Origin of the sequence: Haloarcula hispanica ATCC 33960 (genome assembly GCF_000223905.1) — an archaeon.
Classification (GTDB): domain Archaea; phylum Halobacteriota; class Halobacteria; order Halobacteriales; family Haloarculaceae; genus Haloarcula; species Haloarcula hispanica.
Genome location: NC_015948.1, coordinates 356,082 through 380,149 on the forward strand (window position 1 = coordinate 356,082; position 24,068 = coordinate 380,149).

The 24,068-nt window shown below is 64.1% G+C and carries 33 protein-coding genes; 18 read left to right on the forward strand and 15 right to left on the reverse strand.

All coding sequences use genetic code 11. The features are described 5' to 3' along the window. Positions 1 to 60 precede the first annotated feature (60 nt). Both HAH_RS01800 and HAH_RS01805 read right to left on the reverse strand, forming a co-directional pair. Entirely contained in the window at positions 61 to 351 is a 291-nt protein-coding gene (locus tag HAH_RS01800) for a DUF424 domain-containing protein (protein WP_004594041.1), read from the reverse strand. Continuing rightward, the gene (locus HAH_RS01805; RefSeq protein ID WP_014039369.1) at positions 348 to 1,076 is read right to left on the reverse strand and encodes a tetratricopeptide repeat protein; all 729 of its coding nucleotides are present in this window, start codon (positions 1,074 to 1,076) and stop codon (positions 348 to 350) included. The genes HAH_RS01800 and HAH_RS01805 overlap by 4 nt, the downstream gene beginning before the upstream one ends. An 84-nt stretch (positions 1,077 to 1,160) precedes the next feature. Here HAH_RS01805 and HAH_RS01810 point away from each other — a divergent pair, with 84 nt between their 5' ends. From HAH_RS01810 to HAH_RS01820, 3 genes are all read left to right on the forward strand, one after another. Beyond that, positions 1,161 to 1,559: a hypothetical protein gene (locus tag HAH_RS01810; protein ID WP_023843107.1), complete on the forward strand. Its 399-nt coding sequence runs from the start codon at positions 1,161 to 1,163 to the stop codon at positions 1,557 to 1,559. Positions 1,560 to 1,602: 43 nt separating this feature from the next. Then, entirely contained in the window at positions 1,603 to 2,166 is a 564-nt protein-coding gene (thpR, locus tag HAH_RS01815) for an RNA 2',3'-cyclic phosphodiesterase (protein WP_014039370.1), read from the forward strand. Between the two features lie 258 nt (positions 2,167 to 2,424). Beyond that, positions 2,425 to 3,237 carry a ZIP family metal transporter gene (locus tag HAH_RS01820; protein ID WP_014039371.1) on the forward strand — a complete coding sequence of 271 codons (813 nt, stop codon included), beginning with the start codon at positions 2,425 to 2,427 and terminating at the stop codon, positions 3,235 to 3,237. Here the strand turns inward: HAH_RS01820 and HAH_RS01825 are convergent. Next, a complete protein-coding gene (locus tag HAH_RS01825) occupies positions 3,234 to 3,686 on the reverse strand; it encodes a hypothetical protein (protein ID WP_014039372.1) in 453 nt (150 codons plus the stop codon). The genes HAH_RS01820 and HAH_RS01825 overlap by 4 nt on opposite strands. 186 nt (positions 3,687 to 3,872) lie before the next feature. Here HAH_RS01825 and HAH_RS01830 point away from each other — a divergent pair, with 186 nt between their 5' ends. Genes HAH_RS01830 through HAH_RS01840 form a run of 3 tightly spaced genes read left to right on the forward strand, consistent with a single transcriptional unit; the run spans position 3,873 to position 4,971 of the window. Further along, the gene (locus tag HAH_RS01830; protein ID WP_004518346.1) at positions 3,873 to 4,025 is read left to right on the forward strand and encodes a 50S ribosomal protein L39e; all 153 of its coding nucleotides are present in this window, start codon (positions 3,873 to 3,875) and stop codon (positions 4,023 to 4,025) included. After that, complete coding sequence (locus HAH_RS01835; RefSeq protein WP_004518347.1) at positions 4,025 to 4,303, forward strand: 50S ribosomal protein L31e; 279 nt, start codon at positions 4,025 to 4,027, stop codon at positions 4,301 to 4,303. Before HAH_RS01830 ends, HAH_RS01835 begins: the two co-directional genes overlap by 1 nt. A 2-nt stretch (positions 4,304 to 4,305) precedes the next feature. Beyond that, the gene (locus tag HAH_RS01840) at positions 4,306 to 4,971 is read left to right on the forward strand and encodes a translation initiation factor IF-6 (RefSeq protein WP_023843109.1); all 666 of its coding nucleotides are present in this window, start codon (positions 4,306 to 4,308) and stop codon (positions 4,969 to 4,971) included. A 24-nt stretch (positions 4,972 to 4,995) separates the two neighbouring features. Here the strand turns inward: HAH_RS01840 and HAH_RS19825 are convergent, their stop codons facing one another. Then, positions 4,996 to 5,160, reverse strand: a complete 165-nt coding sequence (locus tag HAH_RS19825; protein ID WP_023843110.1) for a hypothetical protein — start codon at positions 5,158 to 5,160, stop codon at positions 4,996 to 4,998. A 96-nt stretch (positions 5,161 to 5,256) separates the two neighbouring features. Here HAH_RS19825 and HAH_RS19830 point away from each other — a divergent pair, with 96 nt between their 5' ends. From HAH_RS19830 to HAH_RS01860, 6 genes are all read left to right on the forward strand, one after another. Beyond that, positions 5,257 to 5,394 (forward strand): hypothetical protein, encoded by a 138-nt coding sequence (locus HAH_RS19830; RefSeq protein WP_014039374.1) that lies wholly within the window; start codon positions 5,257 to 5,259, stop codon positions 5,392 to 5,394. A gap of 122 nt (positions 5,395 to 5,516) precedes the next feature. Further along, positions 5,517 to 5,690, forward strand: a complete 174-nt coding sequence (gene rpl18a, locus HAH_RS01845; protein WP_004594032.1) for a 50S ribosomal protein L18Ae — start codon at positions 5,517 to 5,519, stop codon at positions 5,688 to 5,690. Then, on the forward strand, positions 5,687 to 6,148 hold the full coding sequence (gene pfdA, locus HAH_RS01850; RefSeq protein ID WP_014039375.1) for a prefoldin subunit alpha: 462 nt from the start codon (positions 5,687 to 5,689) through the stop codon (positions 6,146 to 6,148). The genes rpl18a and pfdA overlap by 4 nt, the downstream gene beginning before the upstream one ends. A 7-nt stretch (positions 6,149 to 6,155) precedes the next feature. After that, positions 6,156 to 7,442 (forward strand): signal recognition particle-docking protein FtsY, encoded by a 1,287-nt coding sequence (gene ftsY / locus HAH_RS01855; RefSeq protein ID WP_014039376.1) that lies wholly within the window; start codon positions 6,156 to 6,158, stop codon positions 7,440 to 7,442. Positions 7,443 to 7,751: 309 nt separating this feature from the next. After that, positions 7,752 to 7,991: a hypothetical protein gene (locus tag HAH_RS19070; protein WP_129755952.1), complete on the forward strand. Its 240-nt coding sequence runs from the start codon at positions 7,752 to 7,754 to the stop codon at positions 7,989 to 7,991. Between the two features lie 350 nt (positions 7,992 to 8,341). Continuing rightward, complete coding sequence (locus HAH_RS01860) at positions 8,342 to 8,887, forward strand: hypothetical protein (RefSeq protein ID WP_044951645.1); 546 nt, start codon at positions 8,342 to 8,344, stop codon at positions 8,885 to 8,887. A gap of 51 nt (positions 8,888 to 8,938) precedes the next feature. On the opposite strand, the gene HAH_RS01865 is transcribed toward HAH_RS01860, so the two are convergent. Genes HAH_RS01865 through HAH_RS01875 form a run of 3 tightly spaced genes read right to left on the reverse strand, consistent with a single transcriptional unit; the run spans position 8,939 to position 10,977 of the window. Then, entirely contained in the window at positions 8,939 to 9,589 is a 651-nt protein-coding gene (locus HAH_RS01865) for a bifunctional 4-hydroxy-2-oxoglutarate aldolase/2-dehydro-3-deoxy-phosphogluconate aldolase (RefSeq protein WP_004964639.1), read from the reverse strand. A 56-nt stretch (positions 9,590 to 9,645) separates the two neighbouring features. Further along, positions 9,646 to 10,020: a cupin domain-containing protein gene (locus tag HAH_RS01870; RefSeq protein ID WP_044951649.1), complete on the reverse strand. Its 375-nt coding sequence runs from the start codon at positions 10,018 to 10,020 to the stop codon at positions 9,646 to 9,648. Positions 10,021 to 10,068: 48 nt separating this feature from the next. Then, a complete protein-coding gene (locus HAH_RS01875) occupies positions 10,069 to 10,977 on the reverse strand; it encodes an AEC family transporter (RefSeq protein ID WP_044952133.1) in 909 nt (302 codons plus the stop codon). Positions 10,978 to 11,239: 262 nt separating this feature from the next. Here HAH_RS01875 and HAH_RS01880 point away from each other — a divergent pair, with 262 nt between their 5' ends. Together HAH_RS01880 and HAH_RS01885 are read left to right on the forward strand one after the other, a co-directional pair. Next, complete coding sequence (locus HAH_RS01880; RefSeq protein ID WP_014039382.1) at positions 11,240 to 12,652, forward strand: signal recognition particle protein Srp54; 1,413 nt, start codon at positions 11,240 to 11,242, stop codon at positions 12,650 to 12,652. Positions 12,653 to 12,761: 109 nt separating this feature from the next. Continuing rightward, on the forward strand, positions 12,762 to 13,160 hold the full coding sequence (locus HAH_RS01885) for a universal stress protein (RefSeq protein WP_014039383.1): 399 nt from the start codon (positions 12,762 to 12,764) through the stop codon (positions 13,158 to 13,160). A gap of 8 nt (positions 13,161 to 13,168) precedes the next feature. On the opposite strand, the gene HAH_RS01890 is transcribed toward HAH_RS01885, so the two are convergent. From HAH_RS01890 to HAH_RS01915, 6 genes are all read right to left on the reverse strand, one after another. After that, on the reverse strand, positions 13,169 to 13,852 hold the full coding sequence (locus HAH_RS01890) for a thioredoxin family protein (RefSeq protein ID WP_014039384.1): 684 nt from the start codon (positions 13,850 to 13,852) through the stop codon (positions 13,169 to 13,171). Next, entirely contained in the window at positions 13,853 to 14,596 is a 744-nt protein-coding gene (locus HAH_RS01895; RefSeq protein WP_014039385.1) for an ABC transporter ATP-binding protein, read from the reverse strand. After that, positions 14,593 to 15,351, reverse strand: coding sequence for an ABC transporter ATP-binding protein (locus HAH_RS01900; protein WP_014039386.1), 759 nt, complete (start codon positions 15,349 to 15,351; stop codon positions 14,593 to 14,595). The genes HAH_RS01895 and HAH_RS01900 overlap by 4 nt, the downstream gene beginning before the upstream one ends. Further along, positions 15,348 to 16,439 carry a branched-chain amino acid ABC transporter permease gene (locus HAH_RS01905; RefSeq protein WP_014039387.1) on the reverse strand — a complete coding sequence of 364 codons (1,092 nt, stop codon included), beginning with the start codon at positions 16,437 to 16,439 and terminating at the stop codon, positions 15,348 to 15,350. Before HAH_RS01905 ends, HAH_RS01900 begins: the two co-directional genes overlap by 4 nt. Continuing rightward, positions 16,436 to 17,374: a branched-chain amino acid ABC transporter permease gene (locus HAH_RS01910; protein ID WP_014039388.1), complete on the reverse strand. Its 939-nt coding sequence runs from the start codon at positions 17,372 to 17,374 to the stop codon at positions 16,436 to 16,438. The genes HAH_RS01905 and HAH_RS01910 overlap by 4 nt, the downstream gene beginning before the upstream one ends. A 132-nt stretch (positions 17,375 to 17,506) precedes the next feature. Then, positions 17,507 to 18,898: a substrate-binding protein gene (locus HAH_RS01915; RefSeq protein ID WP_014039389.1), complete on the reverse strand. Its 1,392-nt coding sequence runs from the start codon at positions 18,896 to 18,898 to the stop codon at positions 17,507 to 17,509. A gap of 131 nt (positions 18,899 to 19,029) precedes the next feature. Between HAH_RS01915 and HAH_RS01920 the strand changes: the two genes are divergently transcribed. From HAH_RS01920 to HAH_RS01935, 4 genes are all read left to right on the forward strand, one after another. Further along, positions 19,030 to 19,878 (forward strand): DUF7537 family lipoprotein, encoded by an 849-nt coding sequence (locus tag HAH_RS01920; protein ID WP_014039390.1) that lies wholly within the window; start codon positions 19,030 to 19,032, stop codon positions 19,876 to 19,878. A 55-nt stretch (positions 19,879 to 19,933) separates the two neighbouring features. Then, positions 19,934 to 20,512 carry a magnesium transporter gene (locus tag HAH_RS01925; protein ID WP_014039391.1) on the forward strand — a complete coding sequence of 193 codons (579 nt, stop codon included), beginning with the start codon at positions 19,934 to 19,936 and terminating at the stop codon, positions 20,510 to 20,512. Beyond that, on the forward strand, positions 20,513 to 21,079 hold the full coding sequence (locus HAH_RS01930; RefSeq protein ID WP_014039392.1) for a magnesium transporter: 567 nt from the start codon (positions 20,513 to 20,515) through the stop codon (positions 21,077 to 21,079). It abuts the gene before it with no gap. A 101-nt stretch (positions 21,080 to 21,180) separates the two neighbouring features. Continuing rightward, the gene (locus tag HAH_RS01935; protein WP_044951650.1) at positions 21,181 to 22,227 is read left to right on the forward strand and encodes a nucleoside recognition protein; all 1,047 of its coding nucleotides are present in this window, start codon (positions 21,181 to 21,183) and stop codon (positions 22,225 to 22,227) included. 21 nt (positions 22,228 to 22,248) lie between these two features. On the opposite strand, the gene HAH_RS01940 is transcribed toward HAH_RS01935, so the two are convergent. Further along, a complete protein-coding gene (locus HAH_RS01940) occupies positions 22,249 to 22,983 on the reverse strand; it encodes a GNAT family N-acetyltransferase (RefSeq protein ID WP_014039394.1) in 735 nt (244 codons plus the stop codon). A gap of 123 nt (positions 22,984 to 23,106) precedes the next feature. Further along, on the reverse strand, positions 23,107 to 24,000 hold the full coding sequence (locus tag HAH_RS01945) for a CBS domain-containing protein (RefSeq protein ID WP_014039395.1): 894 nt from the start codon (positions 23,998 to 24,000) through the stop codon (positions 23,107 to 23,109). Positions 24,001 to 24,068 lie beyond the last annotated feature (68 nt).

A 24,068-nucleotide genomic window follows, 5' to 3' on the forward strand; every position in this document is an offset into this window, starting at 1 on the left:
GTCCCTCTCGATGGGCGTTCGCAAAGACTGTCGGGGTCGGGCTTGCGGTAGCGACCGCAGTTACATCCAGAGCAGTTGTGCGTGGCGCGTCTCGCCCAGATCGAGGACGTTCTCCTCGTCGACGAAGCCGTGTTCGACAGCAACATTGACGGCGTCGTCGCCGACGATGTTGGCGACCGAACAGCGTGCGAGACTGTCGACGATTTCGTCTTCGGTAGCCGTTTCGCCGCCGTAGAACTCCTCGTTGACCGTGAGCGATACGGGGCCGTTCTCGAACGTTTCGCCCATGATGTCAGGGTCACAGACGGAGACGAGCAACCCCTCGTCGGTGTCGCGTTCGTTGAGTATCATTCAAGCAGTTGCTGTTCGGCCTCCTCGCGCATCTCGTCGACTTCCTCGGCCAGCTCCTCGGCGCGGTCGAACTCGCCGACCTCTTCGAGGGCGCGGGCCTTCTCTTCGAGCACGTCGGCGTTGCGGAAGCCGAGGCGGACTGCGTTGTCGAACGCGTCGATGGCCTCGTCGGCCAGGCCGCGTTCCAGCAGGAAGAAGCCGCGGTTGTACCAGCCCTCGCCGAAGCGCGGGTCGATTTCGACGGCGCGCTCGGCGTGTTCGAGTGCCTGCTCGGAGCGGCCGGACTTCCAGAGCGCGTACGCGAGGTTCGTCTCCGCTGTGGCGGCGTGGTCGGACTCCTCGTCGAAGTTGAGCGCTTCCTTGTACGCGCCGATGGCGGCGTCCCACTCTTCGAGTTCCGCGTGGGCCGCGCCCTTGTTCGTCCAGGCCTCCTGTTTGAGCCGGTCGTCGTCCGTGTACTGGGCGACGCGCTCGAACGTCTCGGCGGCCTGTTCGTGGCGGTTGATGTGCATGTACTCCAGGCCGACATCGAGCAGTTGCTCTGGGTCGACGGCGTCAGAGGAGACGTTCCGCTGGTCCAGCAGGTCGGTGACGACACGCGAGTCGACGGGGTCGACCTTGTCCGGGTCCACCTCAAACTCCGGCGGTTCGAGATCGAACCCCTCGTAGGGGTCGTCGAACCCCTGGCCCTCGGAGAAGGCGTGGTCGTCGTCGTGGTCTGTCATGCCTCCTGATTGACGGCCAATCCGGTTAAGGGCTACGTCCACGGCTCGTGAAGATTTAGGTGTCCTGCGGTCGGATTCCCGGATATGCGGGACCCACTGGCAGTAGACGCGTTGCTCGTCTTCTTCGGGGGTGTGTTCGCAGTCGTTAGCTGGGCTGCTCTCACCTCAAACCAGACCTCGCTGTCGCTGTCCGCCGCTGGAGCGGGCGTTGCAGGAACGGTCGTTCTGGCGGTTCTCGTCGGACGCTACTACGCGCAGCTACCGGCGTTCGGGCGCTGGGTATCCAGTCCGGCAGAGACGCCCCGGGCACGAGCGCGGGTAGCCCTCCTGATTGTGGCGGCCATTCTCGTCCGGCTATCTCTCGGTCTCCTTCCCGACACCGCCATCCCCGCTCTCTTCGGCGTCGCGGTCGCAATGGTCGCTCTGGGACTCGGACATAGTCTCTGGCGGTGGCATACAGCCCCAGATCACAGCAGTCACTGACCCCGTCGTAGCTTTCTTGCGGACACGACCGGAACCGCTAGCTATGGCCAACCGCCTGTTCGTCAGCGTCGATCTGGACGGGCTCGAAGACGCTATCGAGAGCGTACAGGAACGCTTCGACGGCGTCTCTGGGCTTCGGCTGACCGACCCCGAACAGGCCCACATCACGCTGAAGTTCCTCGGCGACACCGACCCGGACCGCGTTGACGACATCGTCACTGCTCTCGAAGGGGCGGTCGAAGACAGCGGCGTCGAGCCGTTCGAAGCCGAGTTCGGCGGTCTCGGCGTGTTCCCGGCGCTGTCCTACATCAGTGTCGTCTGGGTCGGTGTCCGCGACGGACAGGGTGGCGCGGAACTGACCGCGTTGCACGAAGCCGTCGAGGCCCGGACCGTCGCGATGGGGTTCGACCCGGAGGACCACGAGTTCACGCCGCACGCAACCATCGCCAGGATGGACCACGCCGGCGGCAAAGAGACGGTACAGGACACCGTCAAGAACGAGGACCCGGATGTCGGTCGCCTGCGTGTCGAGGAAATCCGGCTGAAAGAGAGTGAGCTGGGACCTGACGGCCCGACGTACCGGACCGTCGAGTCAGTGTCATTATGAGTGTGTGCCGTCTCGGCCAGCGGGGTTGCTGTCGGTGCGTGTTCTACACGGACACTGTTGGCGTGCATTTGTTGTCATATATCTGTTAGAATGCGTGTTGTGGCGTCGGGACTATCGTAGCACTGGCCTATAACCGAGTGAGGGGCGTCAATTAGCCGCTTGAGAACCTATTTACAGCGTGCCAGCAGACTGTTTAGGCCGACCAAAACAAATCAGGTTAGTGACAATTTTTATCGGTCCGAGCGGCGTAGGACCGATATGGTCGCCGTTGAGAACGTTGCTTTCGTGTTCGTTGCGGGGTTGCTTACGGCGCTTGCCACCGGCCTCGGTGCGATCCCGTTCTTTCTCGTTGATGAGTTCTCCGACAGATGGAACGTCCTGCTGTGGGGGCTGGCCTCGGGAATCATGGTCGCCGCATCGCTCTTCGGACTCGTCCGGGAGGGGCTGGCATACGGGTCGCCGCTGCTGATGATTCCCGGCATTCTCGCTGGCGTCCTGCTCGTCGTCGTTGCCCACGAACTTCTGGATGACTTCGACCAGTCACCCGAGCAGTTCGAGCGGGCCGACTTCAAGAAGCTTCTGCTGATTCTGGGCATTCTGACTGTCCATAGCTTCCCAGAGGGCGTCGCCGTCGGCGTCTCCTTCGCGGAACTCGGGCTGGAGTCGGCCACGCCCGAATCCGCTGTGGGTATCCTCGGCGTCTCCGTCCCGCTGCTGGCTGTGTTCATGACTGTCGCCATCTCCATCCACAACGTCCCTGAGGGGACTGCTATCGCCATCCCGCTCCGTTCGCTGGGTGTCAGCGAGTGGAAGATGGTCTGGTGGGCGGTGTTCTCCTCGCTGCCACAGCCGGTCGGGGCCGTTATCGCGTACTACTTCGTCACGCTGGCGAAGGCATTTCTCCCGTTCGGCTTCGGCTTCGCCGCTGGGGCGATGGTGTATCTCGTGCTCACGGAGTTCGTCCCCGAAGCGCTGGAGTACGGCGACGGCTTGCCGGGTGGCGGTAAACGCGAACTAACTGCCGGCGTCGCCGTCGGGGTGCTGGCGATGGTACCGCTGGCGTTCGTTTAGAAGGGCAGTTTGCTTCGGATGACGGTGAGGTCGACGAAGGCCTTCAACGGATCGTCGTAGTCATCGACGCGTGTTTCCATCCGGTAGTTCGAGTGGTCGACGGCGAAGAAGTACGGCCCGGGTTCGTCCAGTGACTCCCGTGCGCCGCCGTCGTCCGTGGACGCCTGATAAATATCCGACCCCGCCGGCTGGACCGCTGTCTGGCTGAACTTGGGGTTCCCCGGCGGTGTCTCGTCGGGCTCCCGACCCTTGATGAACGTGTCGTACTGCTCGAACTGCTCGCGGTCAGTAAAAAAGTACACGTTGAACGGGATGTCCGCTTTGACGATATACCGTAGCTCACCGCCGGGGTCAGACACGTCAGGGATCTCCTCCTTGATCCACGCCTTGTGCGGGTTGACTCTGACGTCCTGTTGCACGCTGACGACGACCTCACCGCCCCCACCCATGCAACCAGAGCCGACGGCTGTCGCACTGACACCCATTGTCTGGAGGAATCTCCGGCGCTTCATCCATTGATAATCAGGGCCACGGACTACTTAGTTCTACGTCCGCAGTTATAGCCGCTGATAACGGGCCGCGACCGGCTCGAAAAGGAAGGAATTTAAACCACGGCGCGGAACAAGCACCATACCATGGGTAAGAAATCGAAGGCTACGAAGAAGCGACTGGCCAAACTCGACAACCAGAACAGTCGAGTCCCGGCCTGGGTCATGCTCAAGACGGACCGCGAGGTCCAGCGCAACCACAAACGACGCCACTGGCGGCGCAACGACACTGACGAATAATGAGCGCCAGTGACTTCGAGGAGCGTGTCGTCACCGTCCCGCTCCGAGACGCGCGAGCCGAACCGAACCACAAGCGCGCAGACAAGGCGATGATCCTCATCCGCGAGCACCTCGCCAAGCACTTCTCTGTCGACGAGGACGCCGTCCGCCTCGACCCCTCGATCAACGAGGCGGCCTGGGCCCGCGGCCGCGCCAACACGCCGAGCAAGATCCGTGTTCGCGCCGCCCGCTTCGAGGAAGAGGGCGAAGCCATCGTCGAAGCAGAGACCGCAGAGTAACGTTGCTCCGCGCGGCTTTCTCCGGGTCGTCGTACGTGGGTGTGTTCGCCCGTGCGACCGACGACTGCGTGCTGGTTCGCCCAGACTTAGACGAATCGCTGCTCGACGACCTGAGCGACGAACTCGGCGTTCCGGCCGTGCCGACGACCGTCGGCCGCTCCGGGACCGTCGGTGCGCTCGCGACCGGCAACGAGAACGGGCTGGTCGTCTCCGAACGCGTCCGTGAGACCGAAATCGAACGGATTCAGGATGTCGTCGACGTGCCCATCACCAGAATGCCCGGCCGGATCAACGCCGCCGGCAACGTCGTCTGCTGTAACGACTACGGCGCGTACGTCCACCCCGACCTCTCTCGGGATGCCGTGCAAGCGGTCAAGGATGGGCTGGACGTACCCGTCGAACGCGGCGTCATCGCCGGTGTCACGACCGTCGGGACCGCCGCTGTCGCCACCAACAAGGGCGTGCTCTGTCATCCGAAGGCCACGGACGGCGAACTCGACGCCCTCGAGGACATCCTCGACGTGCCGGCCGACATCGGGACCATCAACTACGGTGGTCCGCTCGTCGGCTCCGGGTTGCTCGCCAACGACCACGGCTACGTCTGTGGCTCGGACACCTCCGGGCCGGAACTGGGCCGTATCGACGCGGCGCTCGGCTACATCGACTGACGCGGTTTTCATTCTGCCGCCCGCTCAGGACGGATGCTGGTGGCTGAGTTTCTCCGCCACCACGCTCGGAACGGGCAGTCCGCAGTCCCCACACGCCCAGGCCCGACTGGTTCCGCCCCGCTCCAGCGTCAGGTCCTGCCTGAATCGCAGGGCCGCACCGCACTCGCACTGGTAAGTCGTCTCGCTCATAGCTGGCTGTACGTATTGCCCCGGGAAATCCATCGGGGCCGGCAACCATGACAGCTCGTGTCAAAGAATAATATAGTGCGTCCCCAAACGTCACGTATGGTCCAGCGAACACCGCCCGCGGAAGACCAGAACCGCCTCGTCTGCCGGAAGTGTGACTACTCGACAGGTGTACTCCGCCCGTCCTGTCCCGAGTGTGGCGGCGATATGGTGTACGCCCCGGCGTCCGAGGAGTAGGCCCGTCGCTCGTTTTCCAGCCGTGTGGCCGTCGCAGTCGCTGGGTAGCGGCGGCTACTCTTGTGGATGGTGGGACGGACGGAAGGGGAAGATACTTCCCTGCCCTGCCCGCACCTGCGTGTATGAGCACGTACACTGTTCGCGGTAGTTTCCCGGCCCGAGACGGCCCACAGCAGTTCGAGAAGGAGGTCGACGCGCCAAACGAGAACGTCGCTGAGGAGCGCGTTTACAGCGACTTCGGCTCCCAGCACAACCTCAAGCGCACGCAGATCACAATCGAGGAGGTGGCAGCATGATGGGTGGTGGCGGCGGTGGCGGCGGCGGTCAGATGCAGCAGGTCGCACAGGAGATCGAGCAGATGGAGCAGGAAGTCGACGCTATCGACGAGGAAATCGAGCGCCTCCGCGACAAGCAGACTGACATCGACGAGGCAATCGAGGCCATCGAGACGCTTGACTCCGGCTCCACGGTGCAGGTCCCGCTCGGCGGCGACGCCTACATCCGCGCGACTATCGAGGACATCGACGAGGTCGTCGTCTCCCTCGGTGGCGGCTACTCCGCGGAGCGCGAGCAGGACGGCGCTGTCAGCACGCTGGAAACCAAGAAGGAGACGCTGGACGACCACATCAGCGACCTGCAGGAAGAGAAGGCCGAAGTCGAGACCGAGATGGAAGAGCTCGAACAGCAGGCCCAGCAGATGCAACAGCAGCAGATGCAGCAGATGATGCAACAGCAAGAGCAGGAAGACGAGTAAGGCCGCCATGTTCGACGGACTGAAGGACAAACTCAGCGGGTTCACGAGTGACGTCGAGGAGGACGTCGACGACGACGCACTCGAAGCGGAGGACGAACCGGACGCCGACGGGGCTGACGGGGAAGCAACTGCCGACCAGGCGGCCGACGCTGAGCCCGCAACGGACTCGCAGCCGTCCGAAGACGACACGCAGGCGGCTGCGGTCGAGAGCGACCAGCCACAGACTGGTTCTGAACCGCCGGCCGCTGACTCCGACGCGATAGACGAGCCAGCCACAGCGTCGTCTACGGCAGTCGAAGACACAGACGCGATCCAGGATGAAGTTTCCCAGTCTGACGACGCCACAGAGGTAGAGGACGACTCGGCATCCGACACCGATTCGGAGTCCGAAGAAGACGACGACGGCGGCCGCGGTCTCGCCGCGAAGGCGAAGCTCATGGCGACCGGGAAGACGGTTATCGAGGAGGAGGACTTACAGAGCCACCTCGACGACCTCGAACTGGCCCTGCTGTCGAGCGACGTGGAGATGAGCGTCGCCAACGAGATCCTCGACGGCGTCAAGGAGAACCTCACGGGTCAGACCCGCCGACGGCTCTCCAGCACGGGGAACCTCGTCCGGGACGCGCTCCGGGAGTCGCTGTACGACGTTATCAACGTCGGCCAGTTCGACTTCGACGAGCGCGTCCAGCAGGCAGACAAGCCGGTAACCATCGTGTTCACCGGGGTCAACGGCGTCGGCAAGACGACCTCGATAGCGAAACTCGCCCAGTACTTCGAGGAGCGCGGACTCTCGACGGTGCTCGCCAACGGCGACACCTACCGCGCCGGAGCGAACGAGCAACTGGAGAAACACGCCGAGAACCTCGACAAGAAGATCATCACCCACGAACAGGGGTCGGACCCGACGGCGGTCGTCTACGACGCCGTCGAGTACGCCAAGGCCAACGACATCGACGTGGTGCTGGGCGATACGGCCGGCCGACTCCACACTTCCGACGACCTAATGGCCCAACTGGAGAAGATCGACCGCAACATCGACCCGGACATGACGCTGTTCGTGGACGAGGCGGTCGCAGGTCAGGACGCCGTCAACCGGGCGCGCGAGTTCAACGATGCGGCCGAGATCGACGGGGCGATTCTGACGAAAGCCGACGCCGACCCGCAGGGCGGCGCGGCCATCTCCGTCGCGCACGTCACCGGCAAGCCGATCCTCTTCCTGGGGACCGGCCAGGACTACGGCGACCTCGAACCGTTCGACCCCGAGGAAATCGTCGACAGCCTCATCGGCGAGTAGGCCTCGGACTTCGCGGTTACTTTTGCTGCTACCTGCGGCACATGAGCGGCCATTGTCGACCCTGTTTGTGTAGAACCCGGCGAGTTCGCGCTCTTCTGACGGGAACGCACCGCGTGCGATGCGGCAAATACTGCCACTCCATCGCAGGTGTGGTCGTTTTCGCCGACAGGGGCGCGTTGAAGTCGTTTGCTGTTCATGACTGGTCCACACAGTATCGTAGCGTGATACCAATGCAGACAATCGAACGACGCGACGTTTCCGGCGATGTGAGGAATGGGGCTGACAGTGGTCCGGCAGAGGGAGCCACCGATGTCTGATGGACGCTACTGCCGGCAGGTCGCGCCGGCTGATGTCGCACCCGAACTCATCGTGCTGTCGTCGGGTGACCGTGGTCTCCCTGTTGACGAGACACGGCTCGTAACTGACGGAGGCGGACCGATACCCGGTGTTCCAGACGACGGCGGCGACAATTACGGCTGCGGGAGTTCCCGCGGGCATGGGGATGCTGCCCACTGCGTCCAGGTTATGACGTTGCTAAACGGCGACTGAGCGATTTTGACAGCTAAAACGGCTGTCTGACTCACAACGCAGGGCCTGATATCGTGACCCGGGGACGAAGATACCTATGCGCTCGATAACCGCTCGGGAACAGTACGGATAGTTGTAACTCGGGTCTCGAACCACACCGCAACAGGCCGATGTTCGGCTATCGAGGTGTAGAACCACCCGTGAACTGGCCGAAATACCGGACTCGAACCATTCATGATCTGAAACAGATCGTTTATGTTTGCTTTGCGAACCGGCCCACCTTCGGGTGTTGCTAAGCCGTTCTGTCGGCTCTCCGTCAGACGCTTAGCAGGTCATTCATAAACTGTCCGGCTTCTCTTCGGGCAAACGCTATGGGACGACCCACATCTCGACGGAACGTTATCAAAATCGCAGGCGGCGCACTCGTGGCGCTGGCTGGCTGTAGTGACACTGGCGGCAGCGGTACGGAGACTGGCGGTGGCGGCGGTGCCGAAGCTCCGGGCACATCTACGGCAGCAGAGACTGACGCGATGACGGAAGCCGGTACGGAATCGCAGACGGAAACTGAAGCCCAGACCGAAGAAGGAACCGGGATGGATACCGAGACGGAACTGGGCGAGAACGAAACCGATGCTCTCGGAAACGAGACGGAGATGTCGGATACTGAAACAGATCTGCCCGGCAATGAGACCGGAGTACCGGGGAACGAAACTGAAATGCCTGGCAACGGGACCGAGGCTCCAGGCAACCAAACAGGCGTGCCCGGTAACGAAACGGAAAGACCAGAGAACGAAACTGGGACGGCCGGAAACGAGACTGCGGTTCCGGGCAACGAAACTGACCTGCCCGGCAATGAGACTGGAACGGCTGGGAACGAGACAGGCAACGAGACGACCGAGAACGACACCGGAACGTAAGCCGCTGCCGCCGTGCCGGGCCTCGTTCTGCTCGGCCGGGTGAGATTGTTGCTACTCTCGGGCGGCCTCGACGGCGTCGACGAACGCCGCGGCCTGTTCGCGGACGCCGTCCATGTCGTCATTCTCGATTGCCTCGTAGTTGACCAGCGCTGAGCCCGCGCCGACAGCGACCGCGCCGGCATCAAAGAACTCGTCGACGTTGTCGGTCGAGACGCCGCCGGTCGGCATAATCGGGACGTCGCCGAGCGGACCCTGCAGCGCGCCGATGTGTGCCGGGCCGACCGTTTTCGCTGGGAACATCTTCAGGATGTCCGCGCCCGCCTCCATCGCGTCGGCGGCCTCCGTCGGCGTCATGACGCCGGGGATGGCGAGGACGCCCTCACGATTGCACACGTCGATGACGTCCTCGTTGAGGTTCGGTGCGAGGACGAACTCCGCGCCGGCCTCGATGACGTTGCGGGCGGCGGCGGCGTCCATGACCGTGCCGGCCCCGATGATGGCGTCGGTGTCGTCCAGAGCCTTGTCGACCGCGGCGATCATGTCCGAGCAGCGCTTCGCGTCGGCCGTCAGTTCCAGCGCCGTGACGCCGCCTTCGTGGACGGCTGTCGCCACGTCGACCATCTTTTCCTCGGGAATCCCGCGCAGGACTGCCGTGACGCCGCTGTCGACCAGTTCCTGTTGTACCGCCTGTTTGCTCGTCATGGGCGCAACTGTGATGGGGTGGCTGAAAAGCGTGTCTGAACCGCCGAGCCCCCTCGCTACGTGTCGGGGTCGTACGGCAGCGCGATGTCGGTCGGCGGCGCGCCGACGCCGAGGACCGTGACTGGCTTGTCGGCGTCGGCGGGGTTGTGCGCGCGGTGTGGGCTCTCCGGCTCGGCGACAAACACCTCGTCGGCCGAGACGACGTACTCCCCGTCGGGCGTTTCGACGTGAAGCGTGCCTTCGAGCACGTAGAACAGTTCCTCGCGCGTCTCGTGGTAGTGGTAGGTCCGCGAGAGGTCTTCGCCGGGTGCCATCTCGTAGGTAGCCGCGTGGAGTGCGTGGAGTTCGGCGGCGTCGGAGATGCCGCGCCGGTCACAGGGGTAGTCCGCAGTTTCCGACAGCGACTCGGGGTCGATCTGGTGATAGCCCATATCGTCGGTGGGGGCGTCGGCGGGCAAAAGCGTGACCACGCTGGGGCATCAGGTGAACAGCCAGACGAGGAGCGAAAGCGTTCCGATGGAGACCACTGTTGATGTGAAGACATTCAGCGAAGCGAACGCCGCGTCGCCGCCGAGTTCCGTCGTATAGACGTACGTCGACACTGCCGTTGGGGTGCCGAGCATCACGACCGCTGCGCCCAGCGCCGTCGTGTCCATCGACAGCGAGGAGTACACCAGCCACGCCAGCGCCGGCATCCACAGCACCTTCAGCCCGACGACGCTGACGGTCTTCTGCAGGTCCGACACCGGGAGGTCCGTGTCGAGCGTCGCACCGATACACAGCAGGGCGACCGGGAGCGCCAGTTCGGCCGGCGGACCGAGCGCACCGACGAGTGGCTCCGGAACGGACAGCGACAGGACCGAGGCCGTGATGCCGGCCGCCAGCGCGATGAGCACCGGGTTCGTCACGAGTTTCCTGCACTCGCCCAGCAGCGAGGCGTCGCTGCCGTTGATGCGGACCAGCAGGAACACCGTCACCGGGACGTGGGTCACCGCGCCGATACCGAGGATGACGCTGGCGACGGCCGTCGCTTCGCTGCCCATCGTCGCTGCCACGAGCGGCAGCCCGAGAAACCCCATATTGCTGTGATACGACTGGACGACGGAGACGCTGCGGCGGTCGGGGGATTCCAGCCGCCGGTGGACGAGCCAGCCCAGCGTTATCGTCAGCGCGATGACGGCCCAGAAGCCCCCGAGCAACGCCGGCGAGATAATCTCCCGTAGCGGGCGGTTGTACGTGGACCGGAATATGAGCGCCGGCAGGGCGACAGTAAAGACGAGTGTGGTGAGGATATCCGTCCGCCGGTCGGTCAACAGCCCGAAGTGGCCGGCGGCGACGCCGGCCGAAAGAAAGGCGACCATGAATCCGAGCTGCCCGAGAACGCCCATATTGTCGACCAGTCGGTTCGACCTCTTCACCCTTTCGCCACCGGTAGACGTGGAATTAATCATGCAGATGCTGTCGCACACAGATAACACGTCTCGCCCGAAGATGGCCGGAAACGTGAGATGGACCTGCCGGTCGGCCCCGCTCCGATAGCAATGAGCGAATCAGCCTCAGCCGAACGGATACGGCAGTCATCCCAGCGGTTAGCGGGCGACAGCATGACAACAAGCCTTTACCCGCGCCGTCGCGTATCTCGCGCTAACAATGGTACTCGACGATCTTGGGAGTTCGCTCCGGGGGACACTTGATGACCTCCGGGGGAAGTCCCGGCTCTCCGAGGAGGACATCGAGGACATCGTCAAGGAGATTCAGCGGTCGCTGTTGCAGGCCGACGTGGACGTCGGGCTCGTACAGGACCTCTCTGACAGCATCGAGACGCGCGCGCTGGAGGAGGAACCGCCGGCGGGGACGACCCCACGCGATTGGGTCCTTCGGATCGTCTACGAGGAACTGGTCGACCTCGTCGGCGAGTCGACCGAACTACCGCTAGAAGAGCAGACCATCATGCTCGCCGGCCTGTACGGGTCGGGGAAGACGACCACGGCCGCGAAGATGGCGTGGTGGTTCTCGACGAAAGGGCTCCGGCCGGCTATCATCCAGACCGACACGGACCGGCCCGGCGCGTACGACCAGTCCAAGGAGATGGCCGAGCGCGCCGAGGTCGACTTCTACGGCGACCCCGACGAGGACGACCCCGTGAAGATCGCCCGGGACGGGCTGGAAGCGACGGCGAACGCGGACGTTCGCATCGTGGACACGGCGGGCCGTGACGGCCTGAACGAGGAACTCATCGAACAGATCGAACGCATCGAACAGGAGGTCCAGCCCGACCGGGACCTGCTCGTACTGGACGCGGCGATGGGCCAGAGCGCCAAGAGCCAGGCCGCCGACTTCGAGGCGGCGATTGGCATCGACGGCGTCGTCATAACGAAACTCGACGGGACGGCGAAAGGTGGCGGCGCGCTCGCCGCCGTCAACGAGACTGACTCCACCATCGCCTTCCTCGGCTCTGGGGAGACGGTCAAGGACATCGAGCGGTTCGAGCCCTCCGGGTTCATCTCGCGCCTGCTCGGGATGGGCGACCTCAAACAGCTCACCGAGCGCGTCGAGCGCGCGATGGAGGAAACCCAGGAAGGCGACGAGGAGGACTGGGACCCCGAGGACATGCTGGAGGGGCAGTTCACCCTCAAGGACATGCGCAAGCAGATGCAGACGATGAACAACATGGGGCCGCTGGACCAGGTGATGGACATGATTCCCGGGCTGGGCGGCGGGCTGATGGACCAACTCCCCGACGACGCGATGGACGTGACCCAGGAGCGGATGCGGGACTTCGACGTCATCATGGACTCGATGACCGAGGAGGAACTGGAGAACCCCCGCGTCGTCGGCCAGTCCCGGACCAGGCGCATCTGTCGGGGCTCGGGCAAGCCCGAGGAGCGGGTGCGTGAACTCCTCCAGCAGCACAAGCAGATGGAGCAGATGCTCAAGCAGTTCCAGGGCATGGGCGACGGCGACATGGAGCGGATGATGAAACAGATGCAACAGGGCGGCGGAGGCGGCGGTGGCGGCATGGGTGGCATGGGTGGCGGCGGTATGGGGCCGTTCGGCGACTGACGCCGCTTTCTCGGTCCGCGCGACGTGAGACGCGACGGTATTTTTGATGATCTATGCTCGAAATCCGGGCCAGAACTAAGGGTTGGCCCGTCCTACGGATGAAGCGAGCATGTACGAAATTGTCGCTGGGATAGACAAAAGTGAGGCTCGTGGGACCGCCATCGCGGAAGCGATAACCGAAGTTCCGATGGACACCAGCCAGGTCCGTGTTACGCTGCTACACGACTTCGAGGAGAACCCCGAAGGCGCGTCCGTCGATCAGGTGGCCTCCGTGCGCCGGGCCCGGGAAGTCCTCGAGGAGGCAGGCGTCGAGGTGGCGCTGGAAGAGTCAAGCGGCGAACCGGCCGACGCGATCCTCCGCCTGGCTGACGAGCAGGACGCCGACATGATTGTCGTCGCCGGACGCAAGCGGACGCCGACGGGCAAGGTGCTGTTCGGCAGTGTCACGCAGAGCGTGATTCTCGGCACGGATCGCTCCGTGCTGGTCTGCAGCGGCGAAGAGGAGTAACGCCGCAGTCAGACGCCGTACACTTCCTCGACCCGTTCAGCGAGCGGCGACGGGTCCGTCCGGCCAGTGATCCGCTCGACGGGCTCGCCGTCCTCGAACAGCACGACGGCGGGTGCCGCGTTGACGCCGACCGACTGACAGAACTCCGGGGACCGCTCGCCGGCGAGGCCACCGACTGGAACGCCCTCAGGGAACGCGGCCAGCACGTCGTCTAATTCCTCTTTCATCGCTTCGCAGGGCTCACAGAACAGTTTCCACACGGTGACGACACACCGGTCGTGGGCGTCGACGAAGGCCGCGTAGCTGTCGTCGTCGAGGTGTTCGACCGCGTCGGGGACCGGCGTCTCCGGACCTAGCTCGGTCGCCATCTGTGCCATCGTCGTCAGTTCCACGGTGGTGTACGAGTCGTCGACGTTCGACCGCAGGGTCAGGAACGTGGCGAACTCCTCGCGCGACACGTCGAGTTCGTCGACCCGCTCGGCCGCTTCGGCGGCCGAATCGAGGCCGAACACGTCGGCGACGGACTCGTGGAACTCCGTGTCGCCCATCGTCACGTAGGTGTCGTAGTACACCTCGCGGTCGGCCTCGAACGCTTCCGTCGTGCTGACTTCGTCCGTTTCCTCGTCGATGACGACGACACCTTCCGATTGCAGTGCGTCGAGTAACGCTTCGGGGGACTGTGTTTGGGACATTTAGACACCTAGGTACTTGTCGCGGGTCTCTTGGTCGTTCTGCAGTTCCTCGGCCGGTCCCTCGAAGACCACTTGCCCGCGGTCCAGCACGTAACACCGGTCGGCGATTTTCATCGCCGCCACGGCGTTTTGTTCGACCAGCAGTATCGTCGTACCGTCTTCGCTGATGCGTTCGATGGCGTTCTCGACGGACTGGATGATCTGCGGAGCAAGCCCCTCATATGGCTCATCGAGCATCAACAGGTCGGTGCTCTGATGGAGCGCGCGGGCGATTGCGAGCATCTGCTGTTCGCCGCCCGAGAGTGTTCCGGCTTTCTGGGAGCGTCGTTCGTCGAGTCTCGGGAAGTACTCGTAGATTTCCGCCGTCGACATCCCTTCGTCGCGGAAATCGAGCTTCCGCCGCCAGGTGTTTGTCTTGTTGCGGACGGTGTCCGCGAGGTGCAGGTTCTCCGCGACAGTGAGATCGGTGAACACGCGCCGTTCTTCCGGGACCAGCGAGATGCCGCGGACGGCGATGTCCTCTGGCGGGTCGTTGGTGATGTTCGTTCCGTCGAACTGGATCGTGCCGCTCCGGACGTCGGGCGGCGTCGCCCCGGAGATACACCGGAGCGTCGAGGTCTTCCCCGCTCCGTTGCGGCCCAGCAGGGCCGTGATCTCGCCGTCGTCGACGTTCATCGATACGTCCTGAATGATGTGGCTCTCGCCGTAGTAGCCGTTGATGTTGTCCACGTCGAGCAGCGTCATTCTTCGACACCTCCGAGGTACGCTTCCTGCACAGCGGGGTCGTCCTGCACTTGGTCGGGGGTCCCCTTCGCGATGACTGACCCGCGGTTGAGGACGATGATACGGTCGGAGATGTCGAAGACGATCTCCATGTCGTGTTCGACCAGCAGGAAGGTCAGGTCGAGTTCATCCTTGACTCGCTTGATCAGGTCGACGGTCGATTTCGTCTCCTCGGGGCTCATCCCGGCGGTCGGCTCGTCCATCAGCAGCATATCCGGTTCGGCGGCCAGCGCAATGCCGAGTTCGAGCCGGCGCTTGTTCCCGTAGTCGAGGCTATCAGCCTGGTTCTCGCGCTCGTCGTACAGCCCGACTGATTCGAGGACCTCGTTCGCCAGTTCGTCGACCGCCGGATAGCTGTTCTGGTTCCGGAAGAAGTTGAACCGGAACGAGCCGTGCTCGGCCGCCAGCGCCGCGATAGTCGCGTTCTCCTTGACGGTCAGTTCGGGGAAGATAGAGGCCGTCTGGAAGGACTTGCTCATCCCCCGCTGGACGACCTCGTGTGGGTCCATTCCGATGATGGAATCCCCTTGGAATGCGATCTCGCCGTAGCTCGGTTCGAGCCGTCTGGTGACGAGGTTGATGAACGTCGATTTCCCTGCGCCGTTGGGTCCGATGAGGCTCACGCCTTCACCCTGTTCTATTTCCAGGTCCACCTCGTCGACGGCCGTGAGGCCGCCGAACTGCTTGGTGAGCCGCTCCGTTTTGAGGACTGTCATTCGTCCTCACCTCCGACGACCATGTCACGAACGTAGTCGATACCGCCCCAGATTCCGTTCGGGAAGAGGACGACGGCGACGACGAACACGATGCCGAGAATGAGGTGCCAGAACGGGCCGAGCGTCTCGAACCCGCTGACGATATTCTCGATGTACAGGTACAGGCCAGCACCGAACAGCGGCCCGAACAGTGACCCGACGCCGCCGAGCACAGTCATGATGACGATGCGCCCGGACTCGGTCCAGTACAGCGACTGCAGGGGGACGTAGTTCCCCTCGATGGTGAACAGGCTCCCGGCGATGCCGGCGAAGGCCGCCGAGATGATGAACGCCATGAGCTTGTACCGCCAGACGTCCAGCCCGACGAACTCCGCTCGGCGCTCGTTCTCCCGAATCGCGCGGAACACGGTCCCGTACGGCGAGTGCAGGATGCGGTTCGCCATCGCGACCGACAGCACAGTCATGACGGCGACGAACACGTACAGCATGTTGTCGACCAGCATCGACAGCGGGAACGGCACCCCGCCGTGGATGTCGATGACGCCCAGCAGGTGGCCGATATCCACGGAGGTGAACCCGTTCTCACCGTTCGTGAGGAACGCCAGCGGCGACGCCGCCAGATAGAAGGACATCTGGCCGAACGTCAGCGTCAGGATGGCGAAGTAAATCCCGCCGCGGCGCAGCGACAGGAAACCGACGATCCACGCCATCAACACTGCAAACACCGTGCCGGCGAGCAACACTAGCAGCGGCGAGCTGCTCACGCTCGCGCTGAAGATACCGGCGGCGTAGGCCGCGCCGCCGAAGAAGACGGCGTGGCCGAACGACAGCAGGCCGGTGTACCCCAGCAAGATGTCGAATCCGACGGCGAAGATGCCGTAGATGAGTATTAGCGTCGCCAGCTGCGTGTAGCCGTTGAGGAAGTTGTTGAACAGGAACGGGAAGACGGCCACACCCACGACCGTGAGCAGCACCGTCGATATCTCCCGGTCGCGGAAGCTGGCCCAGCGGTCACCGAGACCGCCGGTGACCTCCGCCTCGGCGTCGGCCGCCGCCGTGGCAGTCGCGTCGCGCGGTTCGTCGCTCACGAGACATCAACCTCCGAGCCCAGCAGCCCCTGTGGACGCACCAGCAGGATTATCGCCGCGAGCGCGTAGATGCCGACCTGGCTCCAGGCGGCGTAGCCGGTCTGGATTAAGAGTACCTGCAGCGTCCCGAGCATCAGCCCGGCCACGACGGCCCCTTCTATCTTCCCGACGCCGCCGATGACGACGGTCAGGAACGCCGGCACCAACTGTTCAGTGCCGATGTTGGGGTTGACGTTGGCGAGCGGGCCGCCGACGACGCCGGCCACGCCGGCGAGGGCGGCACCGATGCCGAAGACGACGAGGTACGGCCGGCTCAGTTTAATTCCCAGGAGGCGAACCATCTCGTCGTCGAGGGTACCGGCCTGAACGATGAGGCCGAAGTCAGTGTACTCGACGAGGGCGTACACGCCCAGAACGAGGACTGCCGTAATCGCGATGACGCCGAGTCGCCAGCGCGGGAAGTTCCCGACGACAGGCAGCGCGATGGGACCGGATGCCCACGAGGGCTGTGGGAACGGCTGGCTGTTCCCGCCGAGCATCGCTCTGAGCAGTTCCTGGACGATGATTGCGAGTCCGAACGTGACGAGAATCTGGTCGGTGTCGGGGCGGTCGTAGAACGCCTGTGCAAGGAATCGCTCCATCAGGAGGCCGATAACGAACACGACAATCGGCACGATGACCAGTGCAGCAATGAATCCCAGTCCGATGCCGTATGACTGGATGCCCCATTCTACCAGTTGGCCGTCATTCAATGGAACACTTCCAGTTATGAACAGCCCCAGATACGCACCGACGAGGTACAGTGCCCCGTGCGCGAAGTTAACGAATTTTAGCGTCCCGAGGATAATCGACAGTCCGACCGCGAGCAGGACGTAAATCGCGCCCTGTTGCAACCCATTCAATAAGATGGTGAGGATGTCCGCGAGTAGCGTCACGCCGGATCCCCCCCACCGCACTCTTCTCGTACTCTCTGCGTATTCCTAATCATGCTAGTTTTTGTGTATCAAGTAAGGCAACCTCATGCACTATAAATCATGAGGGGTACGGTCCCCTGCCCGGATTCTGCCCTATTCGTCGCCGTACTCGCCGAGTTCACACTCCGCGGCCGGTCCGGAATCGCACCCGTATCCGACGTCGTCTCGGGACGTGATCTCGACAATCTCGATGAAGTTCCCGTCGCCCTGCTCGCTCTCCGGCAGCCCTTGTGCGACCGGAATGTCACGCTGGGCCTGGTGGTCGCAGGCACGCATCGTCTCCTGACCCATGCCGATGTTGCTGTACTCGTAGTCCTCCAGTTGGCGGATGACCTCCGGCGGGTAGAACGTGCCCGCTCGTTCGGCGGCGGCCGCGTACTGGAGCGTCTGGGCGTAGGCGAGCTGGGCCGGACCGGACGGGACGCGGTCGTACTCGTCCTGGAAGGCCTGCGTGAACGCGTTCGACGCCTCGTTGTCGATCTGGGAGTCCCAGGCGATCGTTCCGTAGATGCCTTCGATGGAGCCACCGGCGGCCTGTGCCATCGGGCGGTTGTACAACGGGACGACGAGCTCCATGTCCTCGTCGATACCGGCATCGACGGCCTGCGAGACGGAGTTCGCGCCGTCCAGCCCGTAGTGGTTCAGGACGAGCACGTCCGCGCCGCTGTTTGCGGCCTCCGAGAGATACGAGGAGAAGTCGCTGGTCCCGAGCGGCGTCGGCACGCTGTCGACCTCTTCCCAGCCGATCTCCGAGAGGAACTGGTTCATCGAGTCCTGTTGGGTCTGGCCCCAGGAGTAGTCGGCGTACAGCTGGTAGAACTCGTTGTCCGAGCCGTACTCGCTTTCAAGCACCGGCGCGAGTGCCTGTCCGGTCATGTACGCGTTGAACATCTCCCGGAACCCGTACCGGGCGCAGTCTTTGCCGGTCGTGTCGTTCGAGTGCGTCAGACAGGCCATGAACATGACGTTCTGCGACTGACAGAGGCCCTGCACGGCGATGGCCACTGCGCTGGAAGAGCCGCCCGAGATCATCACCACGTCGTCCCGGTTTATCATCCGCGAGGCGGCCTGTCGAGCGGTATCGGCGTCGGTCGCCGTGTCGCCGTTCACCGAATCGACCGTGTACCCGAGGACGCCGTCGCCGCTGAGGTCCTCGAAGCTGTCCACCCAGCCACCCCCGTTGTTGAGGTGCTTCTGGGCGAGTTCGTACGCCCGTAGTTCGTCCTGGCCCTCTGAGGAGTAGGGCCCGGACTGTGGAACGTTGAACCCGAACGTGACCGTGTCGCCCTCGACCGGGAAGTTCCCGAGCGACGGGTAGTCGTCGCCACCGTCGCCGCCACCGTCGCCACCATCGCCGCCATCGCCGCCACCATCGCCACCGTCGCCACCGGAACAACCGGCCAGTCCCGTCAGCCCCGCCACACCTGCAACGCCCGTACTCTTCAGCAACTGTCGTCGGTTGACCGTACTGCCATTAGTTGGCATGTTCCATACGGTGGTTCAATCTATCATAATAGTTTCGGTAGGTTAACCAACGGTTTCACATCCATGCACTGACAGATATCGGCTAAATGGCGATCCGTAGACTTATTCCGATCTGGTTGGTTTGCTAGAGCATGGCGAGGAATCTGCGTCGGCAGTTACTCGTCTTCATCGTCGTCGTTACCGCGGGCTGTGGGGGGTTCGGGTTCAGCGGCGGCGACGACTCGGCGACGCCGGTGACGCCCGCCCCGGTGCCGACCGACTCCGCGACCACGTATCCGGCCGGCGTCGGGGCGACGGGCGTCACCAGCCCATCTCTGCTCGGTTCCGCACACGGTGACCGTCTCAACGGAACCGGGTACACGCTGACGATGAACCGGACCGTCAGATATGCAAACGGGTCGTTGCGGTCCCACCTCCGAGTCCAGGTCGTGCTGGACGCGAACCGGACACACCTCGCCAACGTCACTGTCCGCGGCCCTGCCGCCCCGGTGCTCCTCGGTCGGCCGCCGGCGACCGCGTCGTTCTGGTCCGACGGCGATACGTATCTCCGCCGACTCGTGCGCGACAACCAGACGATCTACAACGAGTACGACCCGCCGGACAGCTACGCCGGAACGTGGCGGTACTGGGTTCACGCCGCCGCGTTGAACGGCCGTCCGGCCGCCGACGTCACTCGGACCGTTGCCCCGTTCCACACCCGGACCTTGCAGCCCCAGCAGTCAGACGGGACCACCTACGTCATCAGAGGGGACCGGCTACGGGAGAACACCTCGTCGACAGCGTGGGCGTCCCGGGAGAACGCGACGCTCGTCGCCCACGTCACGCAGTCGGGCCTTGTCCGGCACTACCGGACCGAGTATACGACGCTCACGGACGGCGACGAACCAGTCACTGTAACCAGAACTGTCAGGTTTACCGCGGTCGGCAACACGACGGTCGGACCGCCGCCGTGGCGTGACAGGGCGCAGTCGACCGGTTGAGGGCGCGCCAGCGCTATCAGGGGGCTTTTTTTCGCTCGCCGCCCTTCGCCCTGCAATGACTGTCCGCGAGGTGGCACTCGAAGCCTACCGGGAATCGCTCCCGGTGCTGGCACTCAGTGCGGTCGGTGGCCTCTTCGCGGGCGTCGTCCTCGGCGGTATGGACGCGGAGCTACAGGACGTCGCCGGGCTGCTCGTGCTCGTGCCGGCGCTGCTCGCCACTCGGGGGAACGTCTACGGCTCGCTCGGCGCACGCCTGGGGTCGGCACTCCATCAGGGGCTTATCGACCCTCGGTTTTCCTTCGACGACGACCGCATCAACGCCGCCGTCGCGGCGGCACTGGCAAACGGCGTGCTCATCAGCGGCGTCGCTGCGGTGATGGCTGTCGCCCTGCTCGCGCTGGTCGGTCGACCGTCGGCCCCGCTCACGACCCTCGTCGCCATCGCGCTCATCGCGGGCTTCGTCTCCGGACTGCTGTTGACCATCGCCGTCGTCTCGGTCGTGTTCGTCGGTTACCGCCACGGACTCAATCCCGACACGCTGGCCGGCCCGGTCGTGACGACGACGGGCGATGTGGTCGGTATCGCGACGCTGCTGGGCGCGACCCGCCTCGTCCTCGCACTGGGGGGTGGCTGAGTGGCGGAGTTCGCGTCCCAGTGGTCGGTTTCAGGTATCGTCCGGACGATGTTCCCCATCCTTGTCGTGCTCACTGCTATCGAACTCGGGAGCGGCCTCGTGCTCGATACCTTCGAGGGAACGCTGCTGCAGTACCCGTCGTTGCTCGTGCTCGTCCCGGTGACCATCGGGATGGCGGGCAACCTCGGCAGCATCCTCGCGGCGCGGTTTTCGACGGCGTTTCACCTCGGCCTCCTGTCGTTCGCGGCGACTGACGACCGGCTCGCCGGCAACGCAATCGCCACCGTTGCCCTCGCGGTGACGCTGTTCCCGCTCGTCGGTGCCGGTGCGTGGCTCCTCCAGGCCGTCATCGGCGGCACTGCGCTCCCGCTCCGGACGGTCGTTTTGGTCGCGCTCGTCAGCGGGAGTCTGCTGGCGGTGCTTGCTATCGTCGTGACGACGGTGACGACCTACGCCGCCTACCGGTTCGAACTGGACCCCGACGACGTGGTCATCCCCGTCGTCACGAACGTCTGTGACGTGCTGGGCGTGGTGGTGCTGTTCGGTGCTGTCCGCGTGCTCGTGTGATTTGGTGAAGTGGCTGTGCTAAGCCACAGACGCGATTGCTCGCTCGACGCGATTCTGTCGCTACCGATGGGCATTTGCCGGCCAGACTCCTACTTTCGGGCGTGCAGTCGCTCGTCGCCGCGGTACTTGGCCATCCGGTCGTCGGTGTCCTCGGAGAGGTCGCTATCAGGGTCCTCCGCATCACGCTCTTCCTCTCCTTTGGCGTGTTCCTCGCGGAACTGGCGGTCGCGTTCGGCTTGGTCGAGAAAATCGCCGTCGTCTCGCGCTATCTCACGTCGCCGGCGAACCTCCCGGACGAGGTCGGCACCGCTATCCTGACGACGACGGCGTCGACGACCGCCGGCTACGGGATGCTCGCCGACTTCCGCGAGTCGGGCGTGCTGTCCGACCGTGCGACGATAATCGCCGTCACCATCAACACGTTCTTCGGCTTCGCCCAGCACATCATCACGTTCTACGCCCCGATACTCATCCCGATTCTTGGCTTTCGGGTCGGGGTGCTGTACGTCGCCACGCGGGGGCTCATCGCGCTGGCGATTACGCTGACCGGCATCGCCGCCGGCGCGGTCCTGCTGGACGCGTCCAACGTCGGCCGGTCGGCCGCCGGTGCCGGCCCAGCCCCCGACGGCGGGACGGCCGACGACGCGGGCGACGTGTTCGACGAGCGTCCGGAGAGCCGCCGGGCGGCCGTCAGGACGGCGTTCGACGCGACAGCCGAGAAGGTCCGCGATATCCTGCCGCGGCTGGCGGCCATCTACGCTGTCGTCTCACTGCTCGTCGCCTACGGCGACGAACTACTGGTGCTGGCTGGCAGCGACGGGGCCTCCGTCACCGCCGCTGCCGACGGGTTCGCTGGGCTGCTCGGCTTGCCCGGCGCGGCCATCCCAGTCATCGCCGCCTACGCCCTCGATACGACCTCGGGGGCGACGGTCATCGCGCCGCTCATCCGGAACGGAACCTTCACTGCCCGGACCGCCGTGGCGACGATGCTCGTCGGCGGCATCATCTCCTTTGCCGTCTCGACGTTCAAGCGCTCGATTCCCTTCCAGTTCGGCATCTGGGGCCGGGAGTTCGGCTCGAAAGTCATCGTCGTCAACACGGGGCTGAAAATCGTCTGGATCGCGCTGGCGCTGGCCGTCCTGCTGTAGTGAGAAACCGGTGGTCCGCCGTCAGTCGAACGTGTAGGCCATCATCACCTCGTCGACCTGCTCGCCGTCGATGCTGTAGTGGTTCCGGCGGATACCCTCGGTGTTCCAGCCGTGGTCTTCGAGGAACACCATCGCGTTCTCCGTGATCGCCGGCACGCTGTTGTACAGCTTCCGGTAGCCGTTGGCCTTCGCCCAGTCCAGCCCGCGTTGCATGAGCTGGCTGCCGATGCCCTGGCCACGCTGCTCTTCCCTGACGCCGACGGTGAGCTGGGCCGTCTCGCGGAGCTTGTCCAGTTGCGGGATATCGAGGTGACACCAGCCGACGACCTCCCCGTCGACTGTGGCGACGAAGAACACCCGCGATTCGACCGTGTTGTGTCGCGTGACGGCGTCCTCGTACAGCAACTGCTCGGCGACGCTCTCGGCGACGACGTACGTGCCGTCGCTGGAGACGTTCCGAATGGTCTGGACGAGCCCCTCGAAGTCGTCGTTGTGGGCCGGCCGAATCGTGTACGTCAGCCCGTCTGTGGTGTGTTGCTCGACCGAGCCGACATCGAGCGCCAGCGTCAGGGTCCCGCCGTCGTCCTCGATGTACCCCTTCGACAGGAGGTGTGTCAGTGCCTCCTCGAACGCCTCCGGCGAGAGGTCAACCATCTCACGGACTCTGTGCCGTGCCGCCGTCCCGTGTCGCTCGACGTGCTGATACACCTCCATCGCCGCGCTGGTCTCGAAAGTCGGCCGTTCGACAGCGTCCATAACAGACACATCTACTAGCAGATTATTAACAATTGTTATTTGGTAACACAAAACATGAAACGCGGTGGGAGTTCTGTCCGAGCAGCCCCGTTCGAACGTGACAGGATGCGCCCGATTGTCGGCTCAGGCTGTGTCCGGAATCGGGTCGGAGATGACGACGGCGTCGCCCTCGATGACGCAGTTCCCCTCTGAATCGTCAACGGCCGTGGCCAGGCGGAACCGGTTGTCCTTGATGCGCTCGACGACTTCGCAGTGGGCCGTGACTTCCTCGTCGATGTCGACGGGCCCCTGATAGCTCAGTTCCTGGGAGAGGTAGATTGTCAGCCCGGGGAGTCGTGCCAGGGCTGCACTGATAATTCCGGAAACGAGCGTTCCGTGGGCGATCCGGCGGCCGAAGCGCGTCCCCTCGGCGAACGCCGCGTCGAGGTGGAGTCTGTTCGTGTCGCCGCTCGCCTCGGCGAAGGCCTCCACATCGGCCTTGGATATCGTCTTGCTGAACTGGACGTGGTCACCCACGTCGATACCGTCGGCGGTCCCGTAGCTCTCGAACGTCCAGTCCTCGTTCTCGTACAGCGTGTCCGGCCGGGTGAACCGCTTTCGCTGGGTCTGGTCGTCGAACGCTCCCCTTGCCCGCGAGAGGTGCGGGATATAGTCCGAGAGGTCGGTCGTCGTGACGATGCCGACGAGAGACCCGTCCTCGACGACGGGCAGTTTCTTGATGTTGTTCGTCCGCAGCCGATCCACGGCCGTTTCGATGTCCGCGTCGGGCGTGACCGTCAACAGCGTCTCGGTCATTACGTCGCTGACCGACAGCGCTCTGGTATCTCCCTCGGCTGCGGTGACGGCGACGATGTCGCTCTCCGTGATGATGCCGACACAGCCGCCATCGTCCTCGACGACGAGTGAACCGATATCCTCGTCGCGGAGGCGTTGAGCCGCCTCGATGACCGGAGCGTCGGGGCTGATCGTTTTGACCGGCGTCCGCATGATATCTCTGACTGGTAGCGGGACGAGCATCCTACCGGAACCCAGACATGGCAGACGTATAACAGTCCGCCCGACGACACCGGCACCCTTGTGTCGCC